The sequence below is a fragment of the uncultured Fibrobacter sp. genome (assembly GCF_947166265.1).
In the GTDB taxonomy this organism is placed as follows: domain Bacteria; phylum Fibrobacterota; class Fibrobacteria; order Fibrobacterales; family Fibrobacteraceae; genus Fibrobacter.
Genome location: NZ_CAMVDO010000002.1, coordinates 116,627 through 143,361, shown reverse-complemented (window position 1 = coordinate 143,361; position 26,735 = coordinate 116,627). Strand labels below are relative to the sequence as shown.

21 protein-coding genes are annotated in these 26,735 nt (G+C 52.1%); 17 read left to right on the top strand and 4 right to left on the bottom strand.

What is annotated here, in order from left to right; translation table 11 throughout:
- Positions 1 to 51: 51 nt before the first annotated feature.
- A complete protein-coding gene (locus tag Q0W37_RS01840; RefSeq protein ID WP_297698209.1) occupies positions 52 to 705 on the bottom strand; it encodes a hypothetical protein in 654 nt (217 codons plus the stop codon).
- Between the two features lie 74 nt (positions 706 to 779).
- Between Q0W37_RS01840 and Q0W37_RS01835 the strand changes: the two genes are divergently transcribed.
- The gene (locus tag Q0W37_RS01835; RefSeq protein ID WP_173317355.1) at positions 780 to 1,763 is read left to right on the top strand and encodes a MoxR family ATPase; all 984 of its coding nucleotides are present in this window, start codon (positions 780 to 782) and stop codon (positions 1,761 to 1,763) included.
- A 70-nt stretch (positions 1,764 to 1,833) separates the two neighbouring features.
- Here Q0W37_RS01835 and Q0W37_RS01830 read toward each other — a convergent pair whose 3' ends face one another.
- Positions 1,834 to 1,965, bottom strand: coding sequence for a hypothetical protein (locus Q0W37_RS01830; RefSeq protein WP_297698205.1), 132 nt, complete (start codon positions 1,963 to 1,965; stop codon positions 1,834 to 1,836).
- 295 nt (positions 1,966 to 2,260) lie between these two features.
- Between Q0W37_RS01830 and Q0W37_RS01825 the strand changes: the two genes are divergently transcribed.
- Positions 2,261 to 4,039, top strand: a complete 1,779-nt coding sequence (locus Q0W37_RS01825; protein WP_297698203.1) for an FISUMP domain-containing protein — start codon at positions 2,261 to 2,263, stop codon at positions 4,037 to 4,039.
- A gap of 57 nt (positions 4,040 to 4,096) precedes the next feature.
- Here the strand turns inward: Q0W37_RS01825 and Q0W37_RS01820 are convergent, their stop codons facing one another.
- Positions 4,097 to 4,918, bottom strand: a complete 822-nt coding sequence (locus tag Q0W37_RS01820) for a hypothetical protein (RefSeq protein ID WP_297698202.1) — start codon at positions 4,916 to 4,918, stop codon at positions 4,097 to 4,099.
- A 186-nt stretch (positions 4,919 to 5,104) separates the two neighbouring features.
- Between Q0W37_RS01820 and Q0W37_RS01815 the strand changes: the two genes are divergently transcribed.
- The 14 genes from Q0W37_RS01815 to Q0W37_RS01750 all read left to right on the top strand — a co-directional run bounded on the left by Q0W37_RS01815 (position 5,105) and on the right by Q0W37_RS01750 (position 24,925).
- A complete protein-coding gene (locus tag Q0W37_RS01815; RefSeq protein ID WP_297698200.1) occupies positions 5,105 to 5,437 on the top strand; it encodes a hypothetical protein in 333 nt (110 codons plus the stop codon).
- A 164-nt stretch (positions 5,438 to 5,601) separates the two neighbouring features.
- Positions 5,602 to 6,885: an adenylosuccinate synthase gene (locus tag Q0W37_RS01810; RefSeq protein ID WP_072979041.1), complete on the top strand. Its 1,284-nt coding sequence runs from the start codon at positions 5,602 to 5,604 to the stop codon at positions 6,883 to 6,885.
- A gap of 21 nt (positions 6,886 to 6,906) precedes the next feature.
- A complete protein-coding gene (locus Q0W37_RS01805; protein ID WP_297698199.1) occupies positions 6,907 to 7,620 on the top strand; it encodes a Crp/Fnr family transcriptional regulator in 714 nt (237 codons plus the stop codon).
- Between the two features lie 130 nt (positions 7,621 to 7,750).
- On the top strand, positions 7,751 to 8,503 hold the full coding sequence (locus Q0W37_RS01800; RefSeq protein WP_297698197.1) for a PASTA domain-containing protein: 753 nt from the start codon (positions 7,751 to 7,753) through the stop codon (positions 8,501 to 8,503).
- 12 nt (positions 8,504 to 8,515) lie between these two features.
- Positions 8,516 to 10,468: a hypothetical protein gene (locus tag Q0W37_RS01795; protein WP_297698195.1), complete on the top strand. Its 1,953-nt coding sequence runs from the start codon at positions 8,516 to 8,518 to the stop codon at positions 10,466 to 10,468.
- A 62-nt stretch (positions 10,469 to 10,530) separates the two neighbouring features.
- Positions 10,531 to 11,280: a hypothetical protein gene (locus Q0W37_RS01790; protein WP_297698194.1), complete on the top strand. Its 750-nt coding sequence runs from the start codon at positions 10,531 to 10,533 to the stop codon at positions 11,278 to 11,280.
- Between the two features lie 91 nt (positions 11,281 to 11,371).
- Positions 11,372 to 14,737 carry a hypothetical protein gene (locus Q0W37_RS01785; protein WP_297698192.1) on the top strand — a complete coding sequence of 1,122 codons (3,366 nt, stop codon included), beginning with the start codon at positions 11,372 to 11,374 and terminating at the stop codon, positions 14,735 to 14,737.
- A 20-nt stretch (positions 14,738 to 14,757) separates the two neighbouring features.
- The gene (locus Q0W37_RS01780) at positions 14,758 to 15,639 is read left to right on the top strand and encodes a formylglycine-generating enzyme family protein (RefSeq protein ID WP_297698190.1); all 882 of its coding nucleotides are present in this window, start codon (positions 14,758 to 14,760) and stop codon (positions 15,637 to 15,639) included.
- 95 nt (positions 15,640 to 15,734) lie between these two features.
- Positions 15,735 to 16,220, top strand: a complete 486-nt coding sequence (locus tag Q0W37_RS01775) for a copper resistance protein NlpE N-terminal domain-containing protein (RefSeq protein WP_297698189.1) — start codon at positions 15,735 to 15,737, stop codon at positions 16,218 to 16,220.
- A 1-nt stretch (position 16,221) separates the two neighbouring features.
- Positions 16,222 to 16,989 (top strand): LytTR family DNA-binding domain-containing protein, encoded by a 768-nt coding sequence (locus Q0W37_RS01770; RefSeq protein ID WP_297698184.1) that lies wholly within the window; start codon positions 16,222 to 16,224, stop codon positions 16,987 to 16,989.
- A gap of 24 nt (positions 16,990 to 17,013) precedes the next feature.
- Positions 17,014 to 18,414: a signal peptidase I gene (gene lepB / locus Q0W37_RS01765; RefSeq protein ID WP_297698182.1), complete on the top strand. Its 1,401-nt coding sequence runs from the start codon at positions 17,014 to 17,016 to the stop codon at positions 18,412 to 18,414.
- On the top strand, positions 18,414 to 20,201 hold the full coding sequence (locus Q0W37_RS01760) for an Ig-like domain-containing domain (RefSeq protein ID WP_297698180.1): 1,788 nt from the start codon (positions 18,414 to 18,416) through the stop codon (positions 20,199 to 20,201). Before lepB ends, Q0W37_RS01760 begins: the two co-directional genes overlap by 1 nt.
- A gap of 28 nt (positions 20,202 to 20,229) precedes the next feature.
- Entirely contained in the window at positions 20,230 to 22,977 is a 2,748-nt protein-coding gene (locus Q0W37_RS01755; protein ID WP_297698178.1) for a helicase C-terminal domain-containing protein, read from the top strand.
- Positions 22,978 to 23,041: 64 nt separating this feature from the next.
- Positions 23,042 to 24,925 carry a hypothetical protein gene (locus tag Q0W37_RS01750; RefSeq protein ID WP_297698176.1) on the top strand — a complete coding sequence of 628 codons (1,884 nt, stop codon included), beginning with the start codon at positions 23,042 to 23,044 and terminating at the stop codon, positions 24,923 to 24,925.
- A gap of 126 nt (positions 24,926 to 25,051) precedes the next feature.
- On the opposite strand, the gene Q0W37_RS01745 is transcribed toward Q0W37_RS01750, so the two are convergent.
- A complete protein-coding gene (locus Q0W37_RS01745; RefSeq protein WP_297698174.1) occupies positions 25,052 to 25,522 on the bottom strand; it encodes a cytochrome c in 471 nt (156 codons plus the stop codon).
- A 144-nt stretch (positions 25,523 to 25,666) separates the two neighbouring features.
- Between Q0W37_RS01745 and Q0W37_RS01740 the strand changes: the two genes are divergently transcribed.
- Positions 25,667 to 26,680: a GDSL-type esterase/lipase family protein gene (locus Q0W37_RS01740; protein WP_297698172.1), complete on the top strand. Its 1,014-nt coding sequence runs from the start codon at positions 25,667 to 25,669 to the stop codon at positions 26,678 to 26,680.
- Positions 26,681 to 26,735 lie beyond the last annotated feature (55 nt).

Below are 26,735 nucleotides of genomic sequence, written 5' to 3'. Positions count from 1 at the left end.
GGAAGACGCGTGGCGGCTGCAACCAGGGGGATTCTTCCCCCGTCTATGCCTTTACGAAAAGCAGTTCTTGACGCATGTTTCGAGGATTGCGGCGAAGGCGAGCAGGGTTATGCCGTACTTGGGGCGGAGCCTCTTGATTATGGGGAAGAACGCGTTGATGATGTACAAAGTAGATGCGACCAGGTAGCCTAGCGCGATGATGTATGCAGGCTGGCCCAGGCCGGAATAGAACAGGCCGTCGTATTTCCCGCGGGCGAAAGTTTCAAGGGAAAAGAAGAAAAGGAATGATGCGATGCTTAGGGCAATCTTGAAGTTCCTGAGCCAGAAATCTTCGGGAGGGAGGTTCGCTGACGGATCCTTGTCTTTCCAGATGTGCTTATTGAAAAAGGGGATGCATGTCGAATACCAGATGAAAATCCCGAATGCGGGGAGGAACTTGGCAAATTCGAAAACGTGCCAAAGTTGAAGGCTCTTGATTACGGAGGGGTCGCTGGCGATGGTGAACAGTAAACCGTCTTCAGGGCGGCCGCGTGGTCCGCGAAGTAATGCGAAAACGAAAATTGCGAATACGATTCCGAAGAGTATCAGGAACTGCTTAAATCCCTTTTTGTCGGGCAGGGGCTGCGGCTGCTTGAGGATTTTTTCCTCGTAAATTTTGAGATCTTTTTCGGTAAAATGCACCATGTTACGCAATAAATGTAACATAAAGGGGCGTAATTTGTTTTTCTCGGGGCAATTTTTGTATTTTAATGTCCGTAAAAATCATAGAGGTTAACTAAATGGATATTCAGGAACTTTCGGAAAAGGTGCGCCAGCAGAGCGCATTCTGCATGAATTTGCTGCGTGAAGTGGAAGGGACGGTGATTGGCCAGAAGGCTCTGGTGGAAAGCATTCTGACGGGTATCTTGGCCGACGGTCACGTGCTGCTGGAAGGTTTGCCGGGCCTTGCCAAGACGACTGCGGTGAAGGCTTTTGCCGATGCCGTGTCGCTGGATTTTAAGCGCATCCAGTTCACTCCCGACCTGTTGCCGGCCGACTTGCTGGGTACCACGATTTACAACGCGAAGGAAGCGAAGTTCGAGACCCGCAAGGGGCCGCTCTTTACGAACCTGGTGCTTGCTGACGAAATTAACCGTGCGCCGTCGAAGGTGCAGAGCGCCCTCCTCGAAGCCATGCAGGAACGCCACATCACCATTGGCGATGAGACGTTCAAGCTGGACGAACCGTTCCTGGTGCTTGCCACGCAGAACCCGATAGAACAGGAAGGTACGTATCCGCTGCCCGAAGCTCAGGTGGACCGTTTCCTCTTGAAGGTGAAGGTATCTTACCCGAACAAGGCCGACGAAATGAAGATTCTCGACGCCGTTGCCGGTGCAGGGCTCCGTCAGCCGCAGGCTGTTGCCACGAAGGAAGACATTCTGGCCGCCCGCCAGCTGGTGAAGCAGGTGTATGTGGACGAACGCGTTCGCGAATACATCGTGAATCTGGTGCTTGCGACCCGCGATCCGGGCAGCATCAAGCGCAGCGACTTGGTGGGCTTTGTGGAAGTGGGCGCCTCTCCGCGTGCATCCATCGGCCTTGCCCAGGCTGCAAAGGCCCATGCGTTTATCCAGGGCCGTGCCTACGTGACGCCCGAAGACGTGAAGGCCGTCGCGATGGAAGTGCTCCGCCACCGCATTATCCTCAGCTACGAGGCTGAAGCGGAAGAAGTTTCCGCCGAAACCGTCGTGCAGAAGATTCTCGATTCTGTCGAGGTGCCGTAATTGAATTGAAAAAATCATTAAAAAAGACCTGCCATGAAGCCAGGTCTCTTTTGTTTGAAGTCAGTATGAATTACTGCAAGAAGCCGCTGTCGAATGCGGTGACCGGGATGATTCTTATGTTGTCAGCCATATCCGTGATGATGGCAACACCGGTCAGGTAGTTAATCCAGTGCTTATTATCGGCACTCTTGTGATAACGCAAGTCGTGTCCATCTTCGCCATGGATTGGGCGCTTGCTGATGGAGATGACGAACGGAACCAGGAACTGGTCGTTATAGCAACTTTAGTGGCTAGTTTATTCGTATTTTCCCCAATAAGTGAGTGCCGGCAAAACTTAGTTTATATGTGTAAACATTCCGATACGTAGTTTGTATATTTGGTGTAAGATTTTTGTAACATTTTGTATTTTTCCTTGATTTCCACAATCGGTGGCGTTTTTTTATATTTTTGAATAGTTACGAACGGGGGTAAAATATATGTTTGAATTTTTTATGAAAATGACGATAAGGAAATGCTTGGTGTGTGCCGTTGCGTTAACCACGCTTACGCTATTGGCTTGCGGGGATTCTAGTTCTGCCGCAACGGACCGAAGTGTTGCCGACAAAGACGAACTGAGAACCTATGCCTGCAATATGGATGTCAAGGGCGAGAAAGTATATGTATCGGATGTTGAGCTAAATTACGAGTGTAATGGTGAGAAATGGATTGAGTCCGAGGATCAGACAAAACCGAGTTCAACATCGGCAAAGTCATCATCTAGCGGAAAGGGGAGCTTGTCATCCTCTTCTGTAAATAAAGACGTAGCCTGCAGTTGGGATTTCTGCTGGAGTAAGATGTCTGACAAAATCGCCTGTACGCAGGAACTCGCTTGTACCCGTGCCTACTACACCCCAACGGACGATGTTTTCCTATGCGATTATGATGTAGATCTTGAAAAGTGGGACTGGTATATTTACATGGATCTTGAATCCAAGAAGAAAAATTACTGCTACAATCGCATCGAACAACCCAAAGACGACAATAGTGTGTACGATCCTGAAACGAACTCGCTCACAGACTTGCGTGACAATCGGACCTACAAGACTCTGACGATCAATTTGTCCCAAACCTTTACCGTCAACAAAACTGAAAAATTTAAGAAATATACTAGAGTGTGGATGGCGCACGATCTGGATTACAAATACGGCAGTAACCAATCTACATATACCGAGGCGCAGGCCCTTGATTCCGCAAGGCAGTTTGAGGAAGTAAATCCTCTGTTTAGACGAGGCCTTTGTCCTAAGGGTTGGCATATTCCGACTTGGAGCGATTTTTTAGACTTTAAAAATGCTGTAGGCGATTCTACCATGTACGCCAATGACAAAGGTGCCATGTATTATGGCAACAAAATTGCAAGTTATTTTATCTATAACCCTGGTGGTAATCGTGAATTGAGCAGTATTGAATTCAATTTGACAGAGTCAAAAATGGACAATTCTTATGCGCGTGGAGGAGAACACGCTCTTAGGTGTCTCATGGATTATGATCCCGATGATATTTTTATCGACGAGAGATTCCCCGCAGGAGTGAAGGAAGATGGCTATTATGCCGCCAACTGCCCTGAAGGCCACAAATGCAAATACGCTGCATCTGCAACTTACTTGAACAAAGATTTAGTCTACGGCGAATTCCTTGACGAACGTGATGATCAAGTCTATAAGACCATAAGGCTTGGTGAACAAACATGGATGGCTCAGAATCTGAACTATGCCGACAGTGCGGAATCCCCAAGTCTCAAGGGTGCAATCTTGTGCGGTGGCGGGGTTATCGATTCGCTAACTGCTGGTGATTGTGCCGTGCATGGACAACGCTACACTTGGGCGGCTGCGACGAACGGTGCGCCCCAAGGTATCTGCCCTGAGGGGTGGCATATTCCCAGTCAAGATGAATTTAATGCGCTATTCCGGTTTATAGACATGTCTTACGGTTTCGACAATTCTTCATACATAAGTCGTGGTGGCAAATATCTTAAATCGCAAGGCGGATGGGGTGACATTGGCAATGGAGATGACACATACGGATTTTCTGTGATTCCTACCGGCTATTACCACTATAATGATGGAACGACCATGTATCGAGCTTTTTTTTGGAGTTCTACAGAAAATGGTTCCACGTTGGCCTACCGGCTATCTATGGATGGGGCCTCGGTCAACGATCGATATGGAGAAAAAGCACGTCTCAACTCTACGGAAAAAAATGAGTTAGGCAGCATCCGCTGTCTCAAGGATTCAGAATAATATAGTATAGATGACGTACTGGGTGGGAAAGCATACAATTTTTTAAAAGCAGAGCCTCTACATCAGCAATGACTTGATGTATGCCTGCACTTGCTTGACGGAGAGCGGGCTTGCGGCGTTTTCGAAGGTGGCGATGAAGTTTTTGCCGAGGGTGTAGCCGCTGGCGGTATAGTGGGCGATTTTTTGAACGGTGCTTTCGGTGTAGTCCGGGTCGCCCATAAGGCCGAAATGCTCCCAGATGATTTCTTCGCGGGTGCGCGTGTCGAGGCAGGTGAAATCGGGGTAGAGCGTACCCCAGCCCTTGACGCTTGTGGGGTATTCGTAGCGGAAGGGAATGCCAGCGCGACTGAGCGCGTCTGCGATAATGACTTCAGATTTCGAGCGGACGCGCACGCCCGTGCTGGTGTAGAATTCGGGGGCATTGATTTCGAAGGGCTTACCCGTATAAGGATGATGCAGCCATGCGGCGATGAATTCGTCGTCTGGTTCTCGCACGGGCGTCACAAGTGCGCGGCGGCCCGGATGCAGCCCGGTGAAGGCTTGGTCGAGTGCGTTGGGCTGATATGCCCTGAGGAATGTGTCGATGGCCGCAAGTTGCTTTTTGATGATGGCCGCCGCCGCTTCATTGTAGTCTCGCTGCGCAATGGCTTTTGCCTTGCGAATTTCTTTGCGGGGAAGGTACGAGCCCTTCGTGTCGCCCTTTTGCGTGACGATGTAATATTGAAACGATTTCTTGTGTGGTTGAACCCTTAGGGTCTCCTTTGGTGCGTTGCGAAGTTTCTTTGTTAGGTTGTCCAGGGTGTTTTGATAGATGTCCGTTTGTTCTTGAAGGGCGGTTATGATTGGCGAACGGTTCACTATTTTTTGATTGTTTTCCATAATTCCTCTGTTGAAAAATAAAAAGCCACGAGGAGTTGCACTCCTTCGTGGCGATATAACAAACTATTTGCTTACAATATACAAAAATCAGAAGGGGAAGGGCGGGCCTAAAGGCAATTTTTTATAACGATATCGTTAGGAAAGATGTGAAAATGGGTGTTTTTAGGGGGTGGGACATATAAGAATGTGGTATTGAGATGTTTTATATGCCCCTTTTTCATTTTGCAGGGATTTTTCGATGGCTGTAAAGGTGAAAAAATGATGGTGGGGCGTATAAGAGGTTGCCTTTGGGAAGATTTATATGCCCCATTTGAGCGTTTGTTGGAGAATATGGATTTGGGGATTGGTATGGGGGCGTATAATTTGATCTGTTTAGAGTTTTTTATATGCCCCTTGGTTGAAAATGTGAATGAAAATGGTATTAATTTATTTGTGTTTTGCGAAAAGGGGCATATAAGCGGTTACGTTTTGCGGAATTTATATGCCCCGATCCTTTTTGGGCGAGAAAATCACCCTTAACCCAGGTCGCTAACCTCTAGCCCCTGGTCCTTCTTTGCTATCTTTATGGCGAAAAAGGGCGCAGGGAAGTCCCCTGCGTTTGAATTTCGTCGTTTAACAAGCAATCGACCTGCGGGCTGCCTGTTCGGGTTTCGTTCGCCGGGTCAAAAAACAATGAAGGATATATGGCAAATCGTGTTGTAATCGGTTCCCAATGGGGTGACGAAGGCAAGGCCAAGGTTGTTGATTTTCTGACTCTGGACGCAGACTACATCGTGCGTTTCCAGGGCGGCGCAAATGCCGGCCATACCGTGGAAGTGGGCGACAAGAAGTTCGTTTTCCACCTGATTCCTTCGGGTATTATGCATGATGACAAGATTTGCGTGATCGGTAACGGTGTGGTGCTCGACCCGGTGCAGACTCTTGCCGAAATCGCAGACCTCCACACTAAGGGAATCAACCCCGAAGGTCGCCTGTTCATTGCCGACAACGCACACGTGGTGCTCCCGTACCACTCCACCCTCGACAAGGCCAAGGAAAAGAAGGCCGGCAAGGGCGCTATCGGCACGACGGGCCGCGGCATTGGCCCCTGCTACAGCGACAAGGTGAACCGTATCGGTGTCCGCGTGGGCGACCTCATGGACGAACGCGAACTTCGCCCCCGCGTCGAAGCGATGGCCAAGGTCCACAACGAAGAATTCAAGGTGATGTACGATGTTCCCGAAATCGATCCGGAACAGGTCATCAAGGACTACCTCGAACTCGGCCAGAAGATCAAGCCGTTCGTGCGCGATGTGAGCGCCATGCTCTATGCCGCCGTGAAGGCCGGCAAGCGCCTGGTGTTCGAAGGCGCTCAGGGTACCATCCTCGACGTCGACCAGGGTACTTACCCGTTCGTGACCTCCAGCAACACGGTCGCAGGCTATGCAAGCTGCGGCGCTGGCATTGGCCCCACGGCTATCGACCAGGTGGTCGGTGTCGTCAAGGCTTACACGACCCGCGTGGGTAACGGTCCGTTCCCGACCGAACTTCTGGACGAAACGGGTGACACGCTCCGCAAGATTGGTAACGAATACGGTGCAACGACTGGTCGTAACCGCCGCTGCGGTTGGTTCGACGCTCCGGTGGTCCGCAAGGCTGCCGTGGTGAACGGCCTGACTCACCTCGCTATCACCAAGCTCGACGTGCTCGACACCTTTGATACCATCAAGATTTGCACTCACTACGAATGCGACGGCGAAAAGATCGAGAATTTCCCGAACCAGCTTTCCAAGGTTGGCCGCTGCGTGCCGGTCTACGAAGAAATGCCGGGCTGGAAGTGCGATACCACCAAGTGCCGCAAGCTCGAAGAACTGCCGGAAAATGCCCGCAAGTACCTGAACCGCATGGCGGAACTCGTGGGCGTGAAGATCGGCATGATCTCGATCGGTGCAAAGCGCGACCAGAGCATTATCGTAGATTTGGACTAGGTTCTAAAGAAGGAGAAGGAAATGGACAACAACGATGTATGTGGACTCTTGAAAGGGGTAGACCTTTTCTCTGAATTGACGGAAGAACAACTTGGCTTGCTTGCCAATTTGGTTGTTGTCCAGGACTTCAACCGCGACGAGACTGTGGTGCTCGAAGGCGACTGCTCGATGAAGGCGCTGTACCTGATTGCATCGGGGACGGTGCAGGTCTACATGACCGGTGTCGATGGGCGCGAGACGATCCTCAGTTTCTTGGAACGCGGCGACTTCTTTGGTGAAATGTCGCTCATCGACGGCGAACCGAGGTCTGCCTCGGTGCGCACCGTCACCGATGCGCAGCTGATGATCATTCACCGTGAACCGTTCCTGACGCTTATTCGCCAGACGCCTGAAATTGCGATGTCTCTTTTGTCTGAAATGAGCAAGAGACTGCGTAAGGCGAACAAGCAGATCGGTTCCTTGTCGACCATGTCTGTAAGTGGCCGTGTGGCGGGTACTCTCCTGAACCTGATGGAAGAACGCGGCATGCGTATCCATACGGATAACGGCCAGATGGTGACGGTGATTCATAACCGCCCGACCCAGCAGCAGTTGGCCGATATGTCGGGTACGACTCGCGAAACGGTGAGCCGCATCTGTTCTCTGCTGGTGAAGGCAAACGCGATCGCCATGACCGGCAAGGATATCGTGATCTTCGACGAAAGTGCCCTGCAAGAAAAGGCAACAAAGGGATAATAAAGCTTGAACGGCCCTTCGGCAAGCTCAGGGACCTTAAAGTTTGGTGAACTGGTATGCTGAGCCTGCCGAAGCACTGCCGAACCAAAGTTCTGATATTTGTTTTGTTATGGATAAAGTAAAGTCGATTTTGAATAAAGTTTTAGCGTGGCTCAAGACGGCTCCGGTCGTGAAGGCCATTGGCATTTGGATTGTTCTTTTGATTGTGCTCGCATTTGCGGTCGATAAGCTGGTGATGCCGATTTTCTCGGGACATTTTGCTTCGACCGGCGAAGTCCCGAACCTCGAAGGCATGACGCAGGAAGCGGCCGAAAAGGCTTTGGATGAAGCGGGCTTCAAGTATGAATGGCTTGCGGAAGGTCGCTATAGTACTCAGGTTTCCGAAGGCCTTGTGCTGGTGCAGATGCCTGCGGCCGGCCGCATCGCAAAACTCGGACGCACGGTCAAGTTGACCAAGAGCCTGGGGCTTCGCGAAGTGGAAATTCCGGAACTTCGTGGAAAAAGCCAAAAGCAGGCGTCCATTTCGCTTGTCCGTGCAGGACTTGTGCAGGGTGAAATTGTGAAGGGCGCTCACCAGAGCATTCCGCGCGGTGTCGTGATTCGCACGATTCCGATGGCTGGACAGAAGGTTCGCGTGGGCGACACGGTAAAGGTTGTCATTTCGGCGGGTGCAACCCAGGGCAAGACGCTTCTCCCCGATTTCAGCGGAGAACTGATTGACAACGTTTACGCTAAAATTGAAAAGCTCGGTTTCAAAGTTGGAAAGATTAAGCGCCAGAAGGACGAGGAAAATCGTGCTCCGGGAACGGTGATTGAAACGATGCCTAAGTTCGGCGACTACCTGCCTCCGGATTCCAAGATTGATTTCGTGATTGCGGATTAAGGGAGTGTGCGCGTGAAGTCCTTGCTTTTTTCGCTTACTGTTGCAACGGCGCTCTTGACTGTGGCGTTGTCGTTTGGCGGTTGCGCTTCATCGGCGAAAAAGGACGGTTTGACTGCGGCAGACACTGCGGCAATCCTTGTGGCGGCGAATGCGCAGCTGAATAATTCCCCTTCGACGGCAGATACATCCGCTGCCGAGGAACCGGCACTACCGCAGAATATCGATGCGGCACATGAGTCTTTTATTCGCGCCCAGGAAATGGAACTGCGTGGGGAACGCGCTCTTGCGAACGTGTTCTGGCAACACGCTGCGGAATCTGACCCGTACAACCGCTATCTTGCCTTTAAGCTTGCAGAAATCATGGCCTCCCAGGGCGCCGATTCGCTAGCCCTGATTCAGGCCCAGCGTGCCCAGCAGCTCAAGGGGCGTGCGACGGCGTCTCAGCTGGGATTGCTTGCGCACTTGTATGTGAAAGACGGTCGTGCTGATTCCTGCCGCAAGTATTTTAACGCGGCGCTCGATTCTTCGCGTTATCAGGACATGTCGCTCCTGTACGATTACAGCTTGTTCCTGGAAGCGATCCAAGATGGCAAGGAACTTTCGCGTGTCTATGACCTGCTCCTGCCGCAGGTGAATTATATGCCGACGCTTTTTCAGCGCCAGCTGAAACTGTTGCTGGACCAGCATAAGGATTCTGCCGTCGTGGAACTTTTTGCGAAGGGTCACGAGGCGACCGGCGACAAGAAAATGCTCTTGCAAATGGTGCAGGGGCTTGTGTTCCAGAAACGCATTAAGGAAGCCCAGGCCGTTGTAGACACGCTTACGGAATCGACGCAGGATGACGAGGCGATGGTTGTCCTTTTGATGAGTGCCTTGGCCGAAAGTAACCGCGATTCTGCATTTGCGATGCTTAAGAAAAAGTATTCCGTGGACCTGGTGCGGACTCCGTTACTTGCGTATTTCGTAGGCCAATACGAGAATATGTATGGTGAACTGGATAGTGCGAAGGCTCACCTGAAAATCGCTGCCGAGCTGCTTGAAAATCAGCGTGTCTATGTGACGGGCGCCTACCATGTTCTTTCTACAATCGCTTTTAAGGAAAATAAGCCGAAGGATGCCGTTCGCTACGCCGAAAAGGCGGACTCCGTTGCGATGGGGGGCGATAAGGCGGCACTTGCCTTGACTTACGGTACCGCGAGGATGTACAATAAGGCGTACAAGATGCTCGACTCGCTCATTTCCGTGTGGGACAAGTGGACTCCGATGGAAGGTATTGCCGATTCCGCCTCGATGGTTCGGATGGCAAACGATGTCGAACGCAACCGTCGCCAGTTCCGTAGCGTTTACGCCCGGATTTTGTGCGTGGAAGCGCAGGAAATTTGGCAGAAGGATATTGGTGATTCTGCACGGATCAAGAAGTCGATGGCCCTGCGTGAAAAGGCTGATGCGTTCTACAGGGACCTTGCCGCGAAGGATTCCGCAGATTTGCAAATCCGCATCTTGATGGCGATGAATCTGGAACGTATGGAAAAATTCGACGAGGCTTTTGCGCTGTTTGAATATGTGCTTGGTTCTGCGGATGCCTCGATTGACCTTGCCGAAGTCCTGAATTACTACGGTTACACCTTGATTGACTTGAATCGTTCTCCCGAGGAGCTGAACAAGGGAATAGCCTTGGTGGACAAGGCTGTACTGATTTCTGCGAAGCGTGGCCTTTTGGAGTCTTTGGAGGCTTACATTGATTCGTGGGCGTGGGGCCTTTATCGCAAGGGTAAGTTTGCCGAGGCGCTAGAAGTGATGAAACAAATCAAGAGCCTCCGCTTTGAAGATGACTTTGTCTATTGGGAACACATGGCGGCCATCCAGGAAGCGCTTGGCATGAAGTCCGAAGCGACGGCGTCTTACAAGAAATTGAAAAAGTTGCAACCGAAGCATCCTGCCGTGAAGAAGTTCTTTAAGAAGTAGGCATCAGGGGTAAGGTCCCTGAGCTTGCCGAAGGGCCGAAATTTTAGTCGAAGGATCTTTTGTTGAAGCTTATCTGTTCCATATTGGTGCTGTTTTCTCTTTGCGTCCTTGTCGGTTGTGCGGGGAACAAGCCCACGATTGAGCCTGCTGCCGCTGAATCCGATGGCGCTCAGGAGGCGCCCCGCGATAGCCTTCGCGCCAAGTTCCAGCTGACAATTGTGCAGGATAGTTCGACGCAGGAATTCGACGCGGTGCTTTTCTCGGTTCCCGGCAAGCGTTACCGTATGGAACTCACGGGGCCGCTCGGCATAGGAGTCGCTTCGCTTCTGTGGCAAGAGGAGGGCTGGCAAATTACTTTCCCGACCGAAAAACTTTATATGAAAGGCGTTGGCTATATGGTTGGGCTTTTGAATAGCGATGCGCTCCCGATGGTGCATATCCACCAGGTGGCAGACATTTTTGACGGTCGCCTGTTACCCGAGAATTTCGAGGAAGTTCCGTCCGGAGATTCTACGCAGAAAGAAGGCGTGACATTCGCTCGCGAAAAGACGGGGCGCCCGTTTTCTTTCGAGAAGGTGGGCCCGCATGTAACCTGGCTTTCGCGAACGGGGCGAGGCGAAAAGACGGAGACGATCCGCTTTTATGATTTCAAGGAATTCGAGGGGGTGGAAACTCCGTCGAGGGTCGTGTTTGAACTCGATGGTGCAAAGTTCCTGGAAATCCGTATAAAGAAAATCAACCGTAACAAGTCCTTCAGTTCGGGAACCTGGCGCCTGAATATTCCCAGAAGTTTTAAACGCATCGGGGAATAATGCCTAAAAAAGGCCCGTATATTCATTGTTAATTGAATCTTTTCTAGGATTTATGCTCTAAATTCTAGGCTCTATTTTGTAAATTATAACTATGAAGTTAAATGCCAAGATTTTCGCATTGTTTTTTGTGCTGTTCTCTGTTGTTCCCGTCATTGCTGCGGATACGTTGCAGATTTATGCAATTCGCGTGGAATTCGAACAGGAAAGCCCTGATAATAGCTTGACGACGGGAGACGGAACCTTCGATTCCGACAAGGAAAAAAAGGAAACCTACAAGCTGGACCCGTCGGGGCGGCGCAACAGTGTTCCCTACTGGAAAAAGCATTTCGACTTTGCGAACGCCTATTTCAACAAGGTGAGCGGCGGAAAGCTGGTGATCGATTCGCATATTTTCCCGACATCGACAAGCGCATACAAACTGAAAAAGCAGATTATCGATTACAACCGTACCGGCAAGCGAGACGGCGAAAAGACGGCTGAATTCAACGAAGCACGCACCCGCGACTACATGCAATTTGTTTACGATGCGGTGATGGCGGCACACCAGTCGGGCGATTCTCCGTTTAGCGAACCCCTTTCGAAAAATTCGAATACGAGGCGCGTCTACATGATTATTCACGCAGGGGCGAACGGCCTGTTCGATGGCGGTAGCTCCGGTGCGCGCAGTGCCGATACGCCGGGCGATTTCTTTGACGAATACGTGGACAAGTACCTCTGGAATTTCTTGCCGGATACACTGAAGTATGCCGCCGTTCGACAGGTGAGTAAGGATTCGTCGGTGGTCGAGGGACTTGTGCTGAAAGATGCCACCGTAGACACGTTGCGTTCGATGATGGTAATGAGCGAAACAGCCTCGCAGGATGGACTCAACTGGGGAATCAATGGAATCATGATTAACCAGATTGCCCATGAGCTTGGCCTTCCGAGCACTTATGATGTGGTGAAGGGGATTAGCCGCCTCGGGTATTTTGACGTGATGGACTTTGCGGGTTATAATGCTGGCAACGGTTTCTTGCCTTCGCTCCCTGCAGCGTGGGAACGTGCCTATATGGGTTGGTCGCAGGTGAAGGAAGTACGCCCTGTGGCTGGAAAGCCCGTGACGATTGATATCGCTGCGGCGGGAACCGGCCTTGGAACCGAAATCGTGAAGGTTCCGCTGAGTGCAAGCGAGTACTTGCTGATTGAAAACCGCCAGCGCAGCTGGAACGAAGACGGCGAGGTGAGCGTGTTGGTCCGTGGTGCCCAGGAAAATTCGGATACCACGGTGAAGACGGTGCCGGTGGAATGCCTGAACGCCCTGTTCGGTGACAGTTCTACGACCAAGTGCAAAAAGTACAGCAAGGCTGCCGAAGGAATCGTTGTCGGCGCAAACAGCTTTGATGCGGGAATTCCGGCAAGCGGCATCGTGGTGTGGCGCGTGAATGACTGGTACCTGCGTGAAACATTGGAATACGGTTATGCGAATTTCTGGGGCGGCGACACCTTGCGCGACCACCAGTTCGGAATCGCGATGGTCGAGGCCGACGGCCTGTTGAGCATTGGCAAGACTTTCAAGAACGCAATTGGTGAAGACACTTACGATTACGGATCGGGGACCGACCTGATGCCGCACTTGCGTATTCCTTCGAAGGATTCCAAGCAGAAATTCGACACGGTCAAGACGATTGGCTCTACGGGGTATGCAAATACGATGACGACGCAGGGAGGCTATACCGGAATCAAGATTTCGGTGAAGGTTCCCAAGAAGGCCCGTGTAGAAAAGACCGCGAATGCCTTTATGGGCGACAGCGTGGAAAATTTTGCGGCGCTCAAGATTAGCGTGACGGTAAGCATTGACGATGGAAGTATTGAGGACGGCGCTTTCCCGCGCAATATCGGTCTTTCCTCGGCGGTGCGTGGCGCCGTGTTCGTGGACGATCCTGAAAATGCGGGCGAAAAGCTTCTGGTGGTTGGCGCAACGGATGGTACGCTTCAGGTGTTCAGTGCTCTGGGCGATACGTTGTTCCCGGCAGATACTGTGGTGACACAGAAGTCGCTGACCCGTAGCGGTGCCGATATCGAAATTCCGCTCTACCGCGTAGATGCAAGCTATGGACCGCTTGTGGGTATGGCAAGCGACGGCAACGTTGTGTATAGCCTGCACGCGAATAAACTTGTGAAAACGGTTTTTGCCGGAGGATTGCCGACGCAGGAGGCTTTTGCGATCGATTCTGCCTTGGCGGGGCCGATGGTGCTTGAAAATACGGTTCGTTTTGCGACCGTGAAAGGCGTCGTTTCGTTCAATGGAAGTAACGGAAAAATGAAGCGGGTCGCTGAACGTGAAGGCGTCAACGATATTGCCTACTGCGGCACGGCAGATGGAAAGGAAATGTTTGCCTATGTGACTTCTGCGGGTTCTGTGTATGTGCAGGATCGCGAAATCAAGCTGAACGGCAAGAGTGGTGAAATTTTCCGTATTGCCTGTACCGACATGGACCGCGATAAAACGGCCGACGTGATTGCGGTGGGTAGCCTTGGGACTGTAGCCGTGGCGAGCGTCTCGGAAAAGAAGGATGCCCTGAATTGGAAAAAATCCTATAAGCGCGGCGCCCTGAGTGCCTCTATCCGCTGGATTCCCGAAGAAACTTCGGGCATTGCCTTGGGTGACATCAATAACGACGGATACCCGGAAATCGTTTTCTTGGGCGATAACCTGGTGTATGCTCTTGACCGTTCGGGGCTTCCGGTCGATGGTTTCCCGGTGAAGATTTCTCGTGGCAGTCCTATTTTTGAATTCCTTAGCGATCCGTTGCTGGTTGACGTGACGGGGGATGAAATTCCTGAAATCCTGGTGCCGAGTAACGACGGACTTATTTATGCCTATACGGGTAAGGGCAAGGCGGTAACGGATGGATTCCCGATGGCGGCAGGAAGCTACGAGGATGTCGATTCGACAAAGACGCTTGAACCGATGAGTATCTTTGTGGCGAATGCGATTCCCGATAAAAAGTCGTCGGGCCCGGAACTTTACGCTTTGCACCGGAACAACCTGGCTGCATTCCGCCTGCGTAAGGCAAATCTCGAAGCGGCTTCGTCTAGTGCGGCGTGGACACTTCCTGCCGGTGGCAACGAACGTACCGGGTATTTTGACGCCTCGAAACTCGGCGACATAAAGAAGGTGACTGCAAAAGACGAAATCTCTGAATTCTTCATGTTCCCGAATCCGGTTCGTGGCGGCAATGCAAAGGCTCGCTTTGAAATTGGCAACAATGCGAAGAATGCAACCCTCGAACTTTACGACATTACGGGACTTTGCGTTTTCAAGACCAAGATGGAAGACGTGAAGCAGGGACGCAACCAGTTTGAAAGTCTGGACTTGAAGCACCTGGGTTCTGACGTCTATACGGCAAGACTCAAGGTGAAGTTCGAAAGTGGCAAGACCAAGCAGAAACTTTACCGCGTGGGTATCGTGAAGTAGGAACGGGACATATTATGCGAATGAAGTCTATAAATTGGCTACTGTTGTGTGGGCTTTCGGTTTTGACGCTTGCGGCGTGTACGGCGACTGGGAGCTCCGAGGAATTCGAGGTTGATGAAGCTATTATAAGCGGATGGAAGGCCAACCACAAGGATAAAGGGGAGGTCCATTCGTCCAGCTCCGAAGGTGAAACGGATTCGTTGCCGGACCTTTCGGATTATCTGAAAATGGTAGAAATTCCCGCAATGACTTATGTGCGTGGCAATATCCAGTTTTCGCTGGACGAATATTCGATGAGCGAAACCGAGGTGACGCAGGAACTTTACTCCGAAGTGATGCAGGGAACGGCGAAGGGCGGCAAATATCCCGTCTATGACGTCAACTGGTACGAGGCGGCCCTTTTCTGCAATGCGATTTCGAAGCTGGTAGGACTTGATACGGCTTACGTGTACAAGTCGATCAATGCGGACGGGGAACTTGTGAATTTGTCTGTAAATTACGCCGTAAAAACGGTTCGCCTCCCGACGGAAATGGAGTGGGAAGTGGCGGCCCGTGCGGGGTCGCAGTCTACCTATTACTGGGGAACAGCCGAGGCGTCGAAATATGCCTATTACGCCCAGTCCAAGGGACCGGTCGAAGTGGCAAGCTACATCCCCAATGCTTATGGCCTTTACGACATGGGCGGAAATGTGGCCGAGTGGGTGGGGGACTGGTATGCCAGTTTGCCGACAACTTCGCAGGTCAATTACACGGGCGCTTCGAGTGGCACGCTCAAGGGAATCCGTGGTGGGGGATGGTCCGACAAGGTGACCGCCCTTGCATCTGCCGAACGTAACAAGAAAGATCCTATGTACCGTGGCCAGACTGTGGGCTTCAGGGTCGTGTATTCCAAGGGAATCTAGCGGCTCTATCGCAGCGCCGTATAAACATTGCGAATTTCCATTATAATCGCTCTTGGGCCCGCTCGTGCGGGCTTTTCGTTTTCTAAATTAGGCGCATGAGTGGAAAAAAGTTCTTGTTTTCGCTGTGCACCGTAGCCCTGCTCGTGGCCTGTTCCGAAGAAAAGTCGGAACCCCTGCCCGACTTGCCCCCTATCGAAATTCCGAAGGATGTGCCGGGGCTTTATTCGGGGCGCCTGCCGTGCGATGACTGCACAAGCCGTATGGTCCGCATGACGCTTCTGGAAGACAATTCCGTTGAAGCAGTCCAGCTGACTTTGCGCGATACGATGGAGACGGACTCGCTGAAGGGAACTTTCGTTGTTTCCGATAGCACCATCAAGGTCTCGCTTTCGAATGACAAGATCCATTGGAATTTCAAGCGCATAAAATTCGGCAACTTGCGCTACATGACTTCTGCGGGCGTGCTTTACGAAGACAAGGACGGCCTGCATGCGGATTTGATTCGAATCTTCAAGGCTCCGCAAAAACCCATTGTGAAAGATTCGTCGAAGAACCCCGTAACGGAACAGCCCAAGGAGTGATATGCAGTGTTCAGCCCTTGTCATTGACGATGAACCGCTTGCCCGCAAGCGCATGATTTCGCTATTGGAACCTTATTCTTCTGAAATCGAGATTTTGGGAGAGGCGGGGTCTGGGGCGCAGGCTGTCAAGATGATTCATGAGATGATGCCCGACGTGGTGTTTCTGGATATCCAGATGCCCGACATGGACGCATTCGAAGTGCTACATTCCCTGGATGGCGATGACGTGCCGCTGGTTATTTTTACGACGGCGTACGATAATTTCGCGCTCAAGGCTTTCGAAGAGAATACGGTGGACTACCTTTTGAAACCGGTGGCCCCCGAACGCCTGGCTTCGTCGATCGAAAAGCTCCGCAAGGCGATTCCGCAAGTGGACGATACGACCGTTCCGTCGGACCTGAACTGGGAAAAGCTGAGGCACCTTGTGGATATGAGCGGACTTTACTTGCAGCGCCTGCAGGTGAAGGTGGGCGACCGTATCTTGTTCGTGAACATTGACGAGGTTATCCGTTTCCATAGCGAAGAAAAGTACACGACCGTCTATACCGTAAACGGACAGTACGTGATAGATACCCCGCTGGTGGAATTAGAGAAAAAACTGGACCCGAGGCATTTTACGCGTGTGCACCGTTCGCACATTGTGGCTATCGATTACATTGCCGAATGCCGCAAGGGCGATGCCGGTCGCATGGTCATGGTGCTTCGCGACAAGGCGGCAACCCAGCTGGTGGTAAGTCGTTCACTCGTCAAGAAAATCCGTAACCTTTAATTGCATTTTAAGTTGAATATACCGATGGAAAATAAAGAACCGTTTTCGATGAAGAAATTTGTGAAGGGCCTGCTTCGGGAAATCATTGTCCCAGTGGCGCTTGCCTTGATTGTTATTCAGTATGTAATCCAGGCGTTCCAGATTCCGAGCGGGTCGATGGAAGATACGCTCCATACGGGCGACTTCTTGCTCGGACTCAAGTTTACCTACGGCTCTCCGATCCCGTTTAGCAACCAGAAATTCCCCGGATACGCGTACCCGGCCAAGGGCGACGTGGTGATTTTCCGTTATCCAGGCGAACCTGAATATCCTGACGGAAATCCTGTGCGTTATACGCACCTGTTCAATGCGCTGATGTTCGGGAACCTCTACTGGGATCACGAACCCAAGCCGGGGCAGTCGCACCTGATTCACTATGCCGATGGTCCGAAGGACTACATCAAGCGTTGCGTGGCGGTGAGCGGCGACACGGTGGCGGTGCATAAGGGTCGCCTTTACATTAACGGTGTGCTGCAGGATACCTTGCCCGGGCGCGGCAAGTACACGGCGACTGCACGAACTTATTCTCCGCGTGACGAGCGCGACGCATTCGTAGTGCCGTCGGTGGGGGACTCGTTTGTGGTCGACAAGATGCCGCTCGAAAAGCTGTGGTGGCTGCGTTCCCTGGTGGCGCAGGAAAATCCGGATGAATCGGTGGAACTCGAAATATCTCTTTGGAAGGACAGTGTCGAAGTCAACAACTACGACTTCGAGAATTTCAGGATTCCCGTGGAAAATGACCGTGGCCTTGCCTTGAATGAACTTTTCCGCCGGAACCGCACACTCATTCAGCAGCGGCTTACGCAGGGGGACTCGGTTTCGGGCGTGATGTCGTTTGCGTATTTTAAGGAACTTTCGCGTATTGCGTACCTGCCGATGATCGACCCGAACCTTCAGGGGGGCATGATGCGCCCGGTGAGTTACATTGCGTTCGAAGGTTCGCTGCTGCGTGACCTTGAAGGGAATGTCGCCCTGTTGAACCAGGCCGAAGAAGACAATGCGGGAACTGTGGAACTTGTCGATGTCGATGCTCCGCAGGATGGCGGATCCACGGTAGAAGGCATGGCGGGCGATACGCTTGACGCTCCGGCAAATACGAAGTTTGAAATTCGCCGCAGGTTGCTCCTGGGTGGAAAGCCGCTCGAAACGTACGTGGTGAAGACTCCGCAGTTCTTTATGATGGGCGACAACCGCGACAATTCCGCCGACAGCCGCTACTGGGGATTTGTTTCGCTCAGGAATATCCGCGCGAAGGCGTTCGTAATCTATTTCTCGTTCGAAAATGACGACGAGGCGTTCTCCCTTAAAAATCCGTTTACCTGGTGGAGGCTTCCGTTCCGCATTCGTTGGGGACGCCTGGGCAAGATTATCCAGCTGATTGACTGATGAAGTATTCGTTGTTGAAAATAGGTGCGTTTTTTTGCTGCGTGGCGCTGACTGCCGTGACGCTTGTGTCCTGCGCGACTCAGGTGGCTCCTAGCGGTGGCCCCGAAGATAAGCTCCCGCCGCGTGTGGCGGCTGTTTACCCTGCACCGAATACGACGAACCATCCGAACGAACTGATGGTCAAGCTCGAATTCGACGAGTGGATTAACGCGTCCATTCCGCGAAGCGCCGTTTCCATTTCGCCGCCTATCGACAAGAAATTGCGCTTTGAGGTGAGCGGCAACAAGTTGACCCTTACCTCGCGTGCCGAGCTTGATACGGGAACGACCTATACGGTTACCTTTGCGGGCGGCATCAAGGACTTGCACGGGAACGCCCTTGCAAAGCCTTTCCAGGTGGTGTTCTCGACGGGTGCCATTATCGATTCGTTGACGGTTTCGGGCCGTGTGCTTGTGGACCAGGCGATGATGCGCAAGAAGGAATATCCGAGTATCGGACTTTTCCTGTTGGGTGAAGAGCGCAACTCTAGGCATTATCTTGAAAAGTACCGTGATACGACCACCAAGGAAATCAGCAAGGAACCGCTGTTGTTGAAGGAACCTCCGCTGTATCTGACCCGTGCCGACAGTGCCGGACACTTTACGCTTACGGGACTTAAGGCGGGGCATTACCGCGTCGTCGCCTTTATGGATGGTAATGGTAACCAGAAGATTGAACTTTCTACCGAGCAGGTGGGTATCTGGACGGGTGACCTGAACCTGTCTGCCGAAACGGCCGACACGTTGTGGCTTGCCATTGCCGACATGGATACGACCAAGCTTGAACTTGAATCGGTATCGCAGCCCTTTGCTAACGTGCTTGAGGCAAGCTTTACGCGTAACGTCTATTTTGATTCCGTATTTGCCGATACGTCGAACTGTCACCTGACCTCTCCCGAAAACAAGGTGCTTTATCCGAAGCTGGTTTATAGGGGGGCGTCTTCCAATAAGCCGCAGTTCTATTTTGATCCGGCTCCGAAAAAGGAGACTCTTTATAAGTTTGCATGTAACACCGCGAAAGATTCGATGTTCCGTCCGCTCGATACCCTTAGGAATGAAGTCGAATGGGAATGGAAGAAGATGGAGTCGGATACGCTTCCCCCCAAGGTTACGGGGGTAAAGACGAATTCCAAGGCGAAGGTGCTTTTCCCGGACGATTCCCTGATTGTGCATTTCAACAAGCCGAAACTCGATTCGCTTACGCAGACTTTCTATGTCGCGATAAACAAGGATACGACGCAGTTGCAGGTGAAGCAGATGGATCCGGTGCGTTTTGCGGTCGAAAAGACGGCTCCGTGGCAGACAGACATTTCGGTCATTTTCTTGATGGGTTACATGGATACGACCCTTGCCGCTGCCGATAGCAACGGAAAGCGCGATACGGTGATTGAACTCAAGTATGAACGTTTGCAGAAGTTTGAGACGGTGAGCAAGTTGAAGCTGGCGAAACTGCGTGGAAAAATTTCGGGAGCGGATACCAAGGCGATTGTGCGCCTGCTTTCTGCTGCGACGAACCAGTACTATTTGGAACATTGCAAGGCCGACGGCAGTTTCAGTTTTGACGATTTGGTGGAAGGGGACTACCTGATGGATTACTATTTCCCCGAAGAAGGTCGTGACCTGCCCGACGCAGGCTCCGTGGAACCGCTTCGCTACGGATCGGCCTGGCGTGCTATCAGCGATACGCTCAAGGTGAAAAACGGTGAAAATTTGCTCGATAGCCTGACGAAGGTGGTGCCTTCGCTATAATACCGCAAAAAGTTTTATGAGGAATCAAATGGAAATTAAATCTTTTGTTGCGCTGGACCTTGAAACGACGGGTCTCGATTTTGAAAAGGACGAAATTATCGAAGTGGCGCTGGTGCGTTTTGAAAACGGCGTCGAAAAGGAATCGGTCGATTATCTGGTTAAGCCGACTTCGGTGACGCTTCGTCCTTTTATCGAATCGCTTACGGGTATCAGCAACGCAGACCTCGAAAATGCGGAAACGTTTGCTGCCGTGGCGCAGAAGATTTATTCGTTTATCGGTGATTTGCCGATTGTCGCGCATAACGCGATGTTCGATTCCAAGTTCTTGAAGCAGACTTTCGCGAAGGTGGGTGTTTCGTTTGAAAACCACCCGGTGTGGGATTCTCTGACGGTTTCGCGCATTGCCTACCAGAATGTGCCGAATCACCGACTCGATACCTTGGTGCAGGAGCTGGGCATTGAGCGTAGCCGTGCGCACCGCGCACTCCCCGATGCAGAGGCCTGCGGTCACCTGTTCGTCATGGCGCTTGACAAGATTGCAAATTCGGACCCGTGGCTTGTGGAGGTTCTCGCAAAAATTGCCAGGGGTTCGGACTGGTCGCTTGTATGGGGCGAAAATGAAAATGCCTCGGAGCTTCCGCAGTTCAAGTTGCCGGACGTTCCGCTCGAAAATGCTCCGGTCAAGGAGCGCGCCCCGCGTGTGAGCGAGTTCTTTAAGGAGGGTGGGCTCCTTTCTGCGGCGATTGAAAATTTCCAGGTGCGCCACAACCAGCAGGACTTTGCCTCGGTGGTGGAGCGTAACATGCACAAGGGTGGCCTCTGCGTGTTGGAAGCCCCGACGGGTTCGGGCAAGTCGCTTGCCTACCTGGTTTCTGCCGCGTGCAAGGCGGTGTCGGGTGAACGTGTCGTTATCAGTACCGCGACCCGTGCGTTGCAGGAACAGCTCTGGAGTAAGGACATTCCGATGGTGGCAGGCCTGTTCGACGGCAAGCTCAAGGCCGCCGTTTTGAAGGGTCGCGAAAACTACCTGTGCCTCCGCAAGTTCGAAGAAATTCTGAAGGCTCCGCAGAACCTGTTGCAAAGCGACGAACGTGATTCCTTCATGGCGATAGTGCCGTGGGTCTACTCGACAGAAACGGGCGACGTGAACGAATGTAATTCCTTTAGCCAGGGCCGCAATCGTGTACTCTGGTCCAAGATTTCAAGTTCCGCGAAGTCCTGCCTCGGTGAAAAGTGCCCGCATTTCAATAAGTGCCCGGCCCTTGCCGCCAAGCGTCGCGCGATGAATTCCAATCTGGTGCTAGTGAACCATTCCCTGTTCCTTGCCGACATGGGCCTCGACTTTGCGCTACTCCCGCTGTACGAACATATCGTGTTCGACGAAGCGCATCGACTCCCGCAGGTGAGCCGCAATGCGTTCGGACGCACGGTTTCGTTCTTTGCGCTCAGGAACATTATCAAGACGCTCGTGCCTTCGAAGGGCCGCGAAACCGAAAATCGCGACGGGCTTGTTGCCGAACTCGAAAAGCGCATTCCCGCCGAAGAAACGGAGCTGCTAGCAAGCTGTGCAAACCTTACGGAATCGCTTAGCGAAACCGAAAAGGCGCTGCACCGTTTCTTTATGAAGATTGGCAAGAAACTTGCGAAACAGAAAAATACCAGGAACGGCTTTACCTATGTATCCGGTATCAAGGCCGAATACGATGCCGACCCTGCCACGTTCATTGACCAGGGCCTGAACGCGATAAAGCTTGCCGAAAGCCTGGCGACTTCGATTGCTGCAAATGCCGCACTCGCCTCTGCCAAGAAGGAACTTTCGGGCTTGTTGAGTGACATTAGCGGTCGCATGACGGAACTTTCCCGCTTTATCCAGGACTTCGAATTTGTAGTGAAGGCGGGGCGCGACGATTGGGCTTTCTATATGGAAGAACCCTTCAATCCGCATACCATCAAGCTGCACGCCAGTCCGCTCGATGCCTCTGCCCCGTGGAAAGAAAAGTTCTATCCGTGGATCAAGTCGGCGACTTTCACCTCGGCAACGCTTTCGGTGCAGGGTGACTTGAGCTACTTTGTCCAGAAGATGGGAATGGACAGCCTCGATGGCAAGAAGAACCCGTTTGTGCGTGTCTATACCGAATCGGCAGGCAAGGATGAACGCCGCTCGATGATTGTGGCAAAGTTCCTGCCCAAGCCGTCTGTCCCGGAATACAACGACGCCGTAAACGAGACGCTTTGTGCCGTGCTCCCCGAGGTCGAAGAAAATACGATGGTGCTGTTTACCAGTATTTCTGCGATGATGAAGGCGCAGGCGGCCCTTGCTCCGGTGTTTGCCGAGAAGAACAAGTTGCTTTTGTGCCAGCATGTGGACGGCTCGCTCGATGGACTTGTGGCTATGTTCCGTAAGTCCCGTGGCGCCTGTCTGCTTGGCTGCCAGAGTCTGTGGGAAGGTGTTGACTTCCCGGGTGATGCGCTGAAGCTTTTGGTGATCCCGAAGCTCCCGTTCCCGAATCCGGTGGATCCGCTGGTGGCAGGGGTTGCCAACAAGATGAAGGCCGAAGGCAAGAATGCGTTCAAGGAATTCTTTGTTCCCGAAGCCTACATGGAATTGCGCCAGGGACTTGGTCGTCTGATTCGTTCCGAAGAGGACTCCGGAAAGGTGCTGATTCTCGATAACCGTGTTGTCACCGAGCATTACGGCAAGAGTTTCATGCGTATCTGGAACAACAAGCAGACCGTGGCCGGCTCTATCGAAGAAGTGAAAGCCTCGCTGCGCTAGTCGCTACCCTAGCAACGGCTGAAATTTTTTCTATATTTGTCCGCCCTAGTTAAGGGTGGAATTGATGTTTGATCTGAATGCTTTTTTTGACGGGATGTCTAAGCCGCTTCTTCGCAATGCCCATGCGAAGGCTTTTGGCCATAAGGGCTTGTTGAACAATGCGCTGATTCAAGACGAAACTCTTTCTTTTTATAGCGACAAAGGTCGTATCGAAACCCTGCGCGAAAAAATGGAGCCCTGGCAGCGCCGTTGCCTGGAACTCATCTATAATAGTGCCTCCAGGGGACTCACCTACAACGAACTGCGTCTGACCGTTCCCGTGAGTAAGGCTCGCGACCTGCAGGCGTTCCTTCTTTCGATGTGCCGTGAATTTGTGCTTTGGCGCACCTCTTCGGCCAATACGACCGTCTACTACGGTTTCTCGAATTTTGTGGACAGCTTCGATCTGCCGGCAGCGGAATCGGTGAATGCGTCTGGAACGGGAATTGCCTACCAGAATCTTGTGGACTGGCATGTTTGCGAAGTGCTTGCCTACGCCATGCAGGGCGAACTCAAGATAAACAATAGCAGTGCGCTGCACCGCCGCAGTTATCAGATTTGTGCAGATTCCTTTATTACGGCAAAGCGCCTTTCGGAAAAGGCCGCCGAGAACGAACTGTCATTGATCTTTAGTTTCCTTACGGGGAACGGTTGGCTGGAACAGCAGGATGCCTGTCTGGTACCTTCGGAAAGGGCTATTGAATTCCTTTATAAGAACGGGTTCCGCCTGCATCAGGATCTTGTTTCCTGGTGGCTCAAGGAACGTTTCCGTGGCGACCGCAGCCATTGTGTGCGCCTGTTGCGCAAGCTGGAACAGCCGAAGTCTGCCGCCGATGCCGCTTACCTGTTCTGGGTCATGGATCCGACTTTCCGCTTGCAGGAAAAGGGTGGCGAACTCGCATGGGATTACCTGCCGCGCGTCCTTCGTGAACTGTGGCTTTTGGGACTGATTCGCTTTACGGTTGCCGGTGGAAAAATCGCAACGGTTGCTTTGGATCAGTCCGGCAAGGATTGGCTGGAATCGTCTATCGCGTCTGTTCCCGACCAGAATATTTCCTGCCTTCCGAACTTTGAATTGATTGCATCGACCGGAACGGCGCCGCGTGTGCTGTTTATGCTGGCATGCCTTGCGAAGGTGGAAAACGACGAGATGTACCTGCGCTTTTCGCTGAACCGCGAAAGCTATATGCGCGGCCTTAAGTGCGGAATGGCGGAATCCGAAATCGAAAGCTTCAAGAGCTGGATCAAGCCGCCTGTGAACGTGGAATCGACCCTTGCGGAATGGAACTCCTCGTATTACGGTGCGAAGGTGCAGACCGTTCGTTTGCTTAAAATCGAAAATGCCGACGTCCTCGGGGAACTTGCGCGTTTCCCGCAGTTCATGGAATGTGCCGAGGAATTCATTCCCGGCTACGGCTTTATCCTGAAACCCGATCTTGAAGGTCGCGCCTTTGAGATTCTCACGAATTACGGTTACTGCCCGTTTGTGGAACGGAGTGCCGAAAACCGTTCTGCGGCACCTACCGAAGAATGGCGTAAGGATTTTGCTTCGGCATGGCCCGAGGCGAAGGCTCCGGACTATGAACTCAAGGATACTGTGGATTCCGAAACCTTGCGGACAGCGCTCAATTCGACGAAGTACGGAAGTAATTACCAGCGCCTGAGCAATTTCGACTTGGTGCAGGTATTGCGCTACGCAAAGACCGTCGGTGCGCTCATCGGCGCAAAGGTGAAAAACCCTGCAAAGCGTGGCGACAAGGAAATCGAGAAGAATTTCTTTGTGCATGCCTTGAAACTTGCGAAGTCTCCGCAGTTTATTGAAATCCAGCCGTACGGTAGCGAAGCCCCTGAAATGCTTGAACTGTCCTTTATTCAGGAAGTCAAGGTCTACAACAGTAAGCAACCGTAGAAGAGTTCCAAGTTACTGGACGGTATTGTCATCCTAATAATGTCATGCCCGCGAAGGCGGGCTTCTTCGTTTTTGGGTGGATTCGCTGACAATTGTGTTGAAGGCATCCTATCAACTAGTAACTCGTTAGGGGAGCGTCTGTGCGTAGCCTGCGATATCGATGAGTTCCTGTAGCGTGAATTCGTCGATATAGGGTTCCATGCCGCGTTCGGCGTCACCGAAGTTTATTTGGTGCCAGAAGGTGGGCATTTCTTCGCGGGCGCGTTGCCCGATGTAGGCGGGCGGTTCGTCGAAACGGGCGAAGTTGAATCGCTTGCCGTCGCCACCGTGACATGACCTGCAGTTCTGATAGAAGAGCTTTTCACCGTTCTTGATGTTGGCGCCCTTGATTTTTCCGTCTTTGTCGAGCAGCTTGTAGACGAGGAGTGCCATGCGGGCGTCCTCGCGGGTAAGCGTGTCTCCGGGGGAACCCGGTTCGGGAAGGGTTGGGGAATTTTCGTCGGGGCGATCGTTTCCGGCAAATGCCGAAACGCCCAGCAGCAAACCGTATGCCGCTAAGGCCAATATACTTGCAGATGACAACCGGGCGAATCTCATGTTAGCTAATGTAGAAAAACCAGTTGCGCGATTGCTCATTTTTAATTTTACTACTATTCCTCTATGCGTTGTTTGAATTGGATTAAATCTTCATTGGCAGGTGTCGCCCTGCTATCCGTTGTTTCTTTGGGTGCGGAGGTCCCGGTGGAAAAGTTTTCCGAAAATCTGTTGTTTAGCGGCCGTTGGGAACACGGCAAGGAATGTAGCCGCACGAGTGCGCCTGCGGCCATGGTCGAATTTAATGCCTCTGCGAAGCTCCTGGAATTTGAACTGGAAGGCGAAGCGCGCTTTCGCCTAGACGAAGACGGTAAGCAGATCGCCGTCATTGAAACCGGTGCCAGGAATGTGTATAAAGTAAAGACTGCGGGCGGTGCGCACCGTTATAGACTTATCAAGATTAGCGAGAGTAATCCCGGTGGAATAAGCCTGTACAAGGTTTCTACCGACAAGGCGGGCTCTTTTGCCCCTCCCCCGAAACATACGAATCGCCGTATCGAATTTATCGGCGACTCGTTTACCGTCGGTTACGGTGTCGACGGCAAACTGGGCGACCCTGATTCTTTTGTGTTCAAGGCGACAAATGCCTCGAAGAGTTATGCGTTCCTGCTGGCCGACGGTTTCAAGGCTGATTTCCAGGTGAACGCCTTTAGCGGACGCGGACTTGTACGCAACTACGACAATATCGTCCCCGAATGGACCATAAGCCGCCTTTACGAATATACGGTTCCCGGTCTTGCGGAATCCGACCTGGCAGGCGGTATTACCGATACCGATTTGCGTTACGATTTCGACTCCTTCCATCCTCAGGTCATAGTCCTTTTTATAGGAATCAACGATTTTCAGGGGAATCCTCCCTATGCGAACAAGGACGATTACAAGAAGGCGTATGTAAAACTGCTCGAAAAACTTCGTAGCGCTCATCCGGGAGTCCGGTTCCTGTTGGTATCTACCAAGGTCTGGCCGAATGATGACCTTACGCCCACAGTTAAGTCCATTTACGAAAGTCAGCTCGCCGCAGGGAAAAAGGATCTGGAATTTATCGAGGTTCGTACGGATAACGTAGCGCTCCACGGCCATCCGGATGAACATTCCCAGGCGGAACTTGCACGCACCTTGCGCCCCGTCGTTGGCAAATTGGGCCGCTGGCTTTCCCGTTAGACTCCGAAAATCTGTAAAAAAGCGTCTTTTGTCGATACAAAAATGACATTTTGGA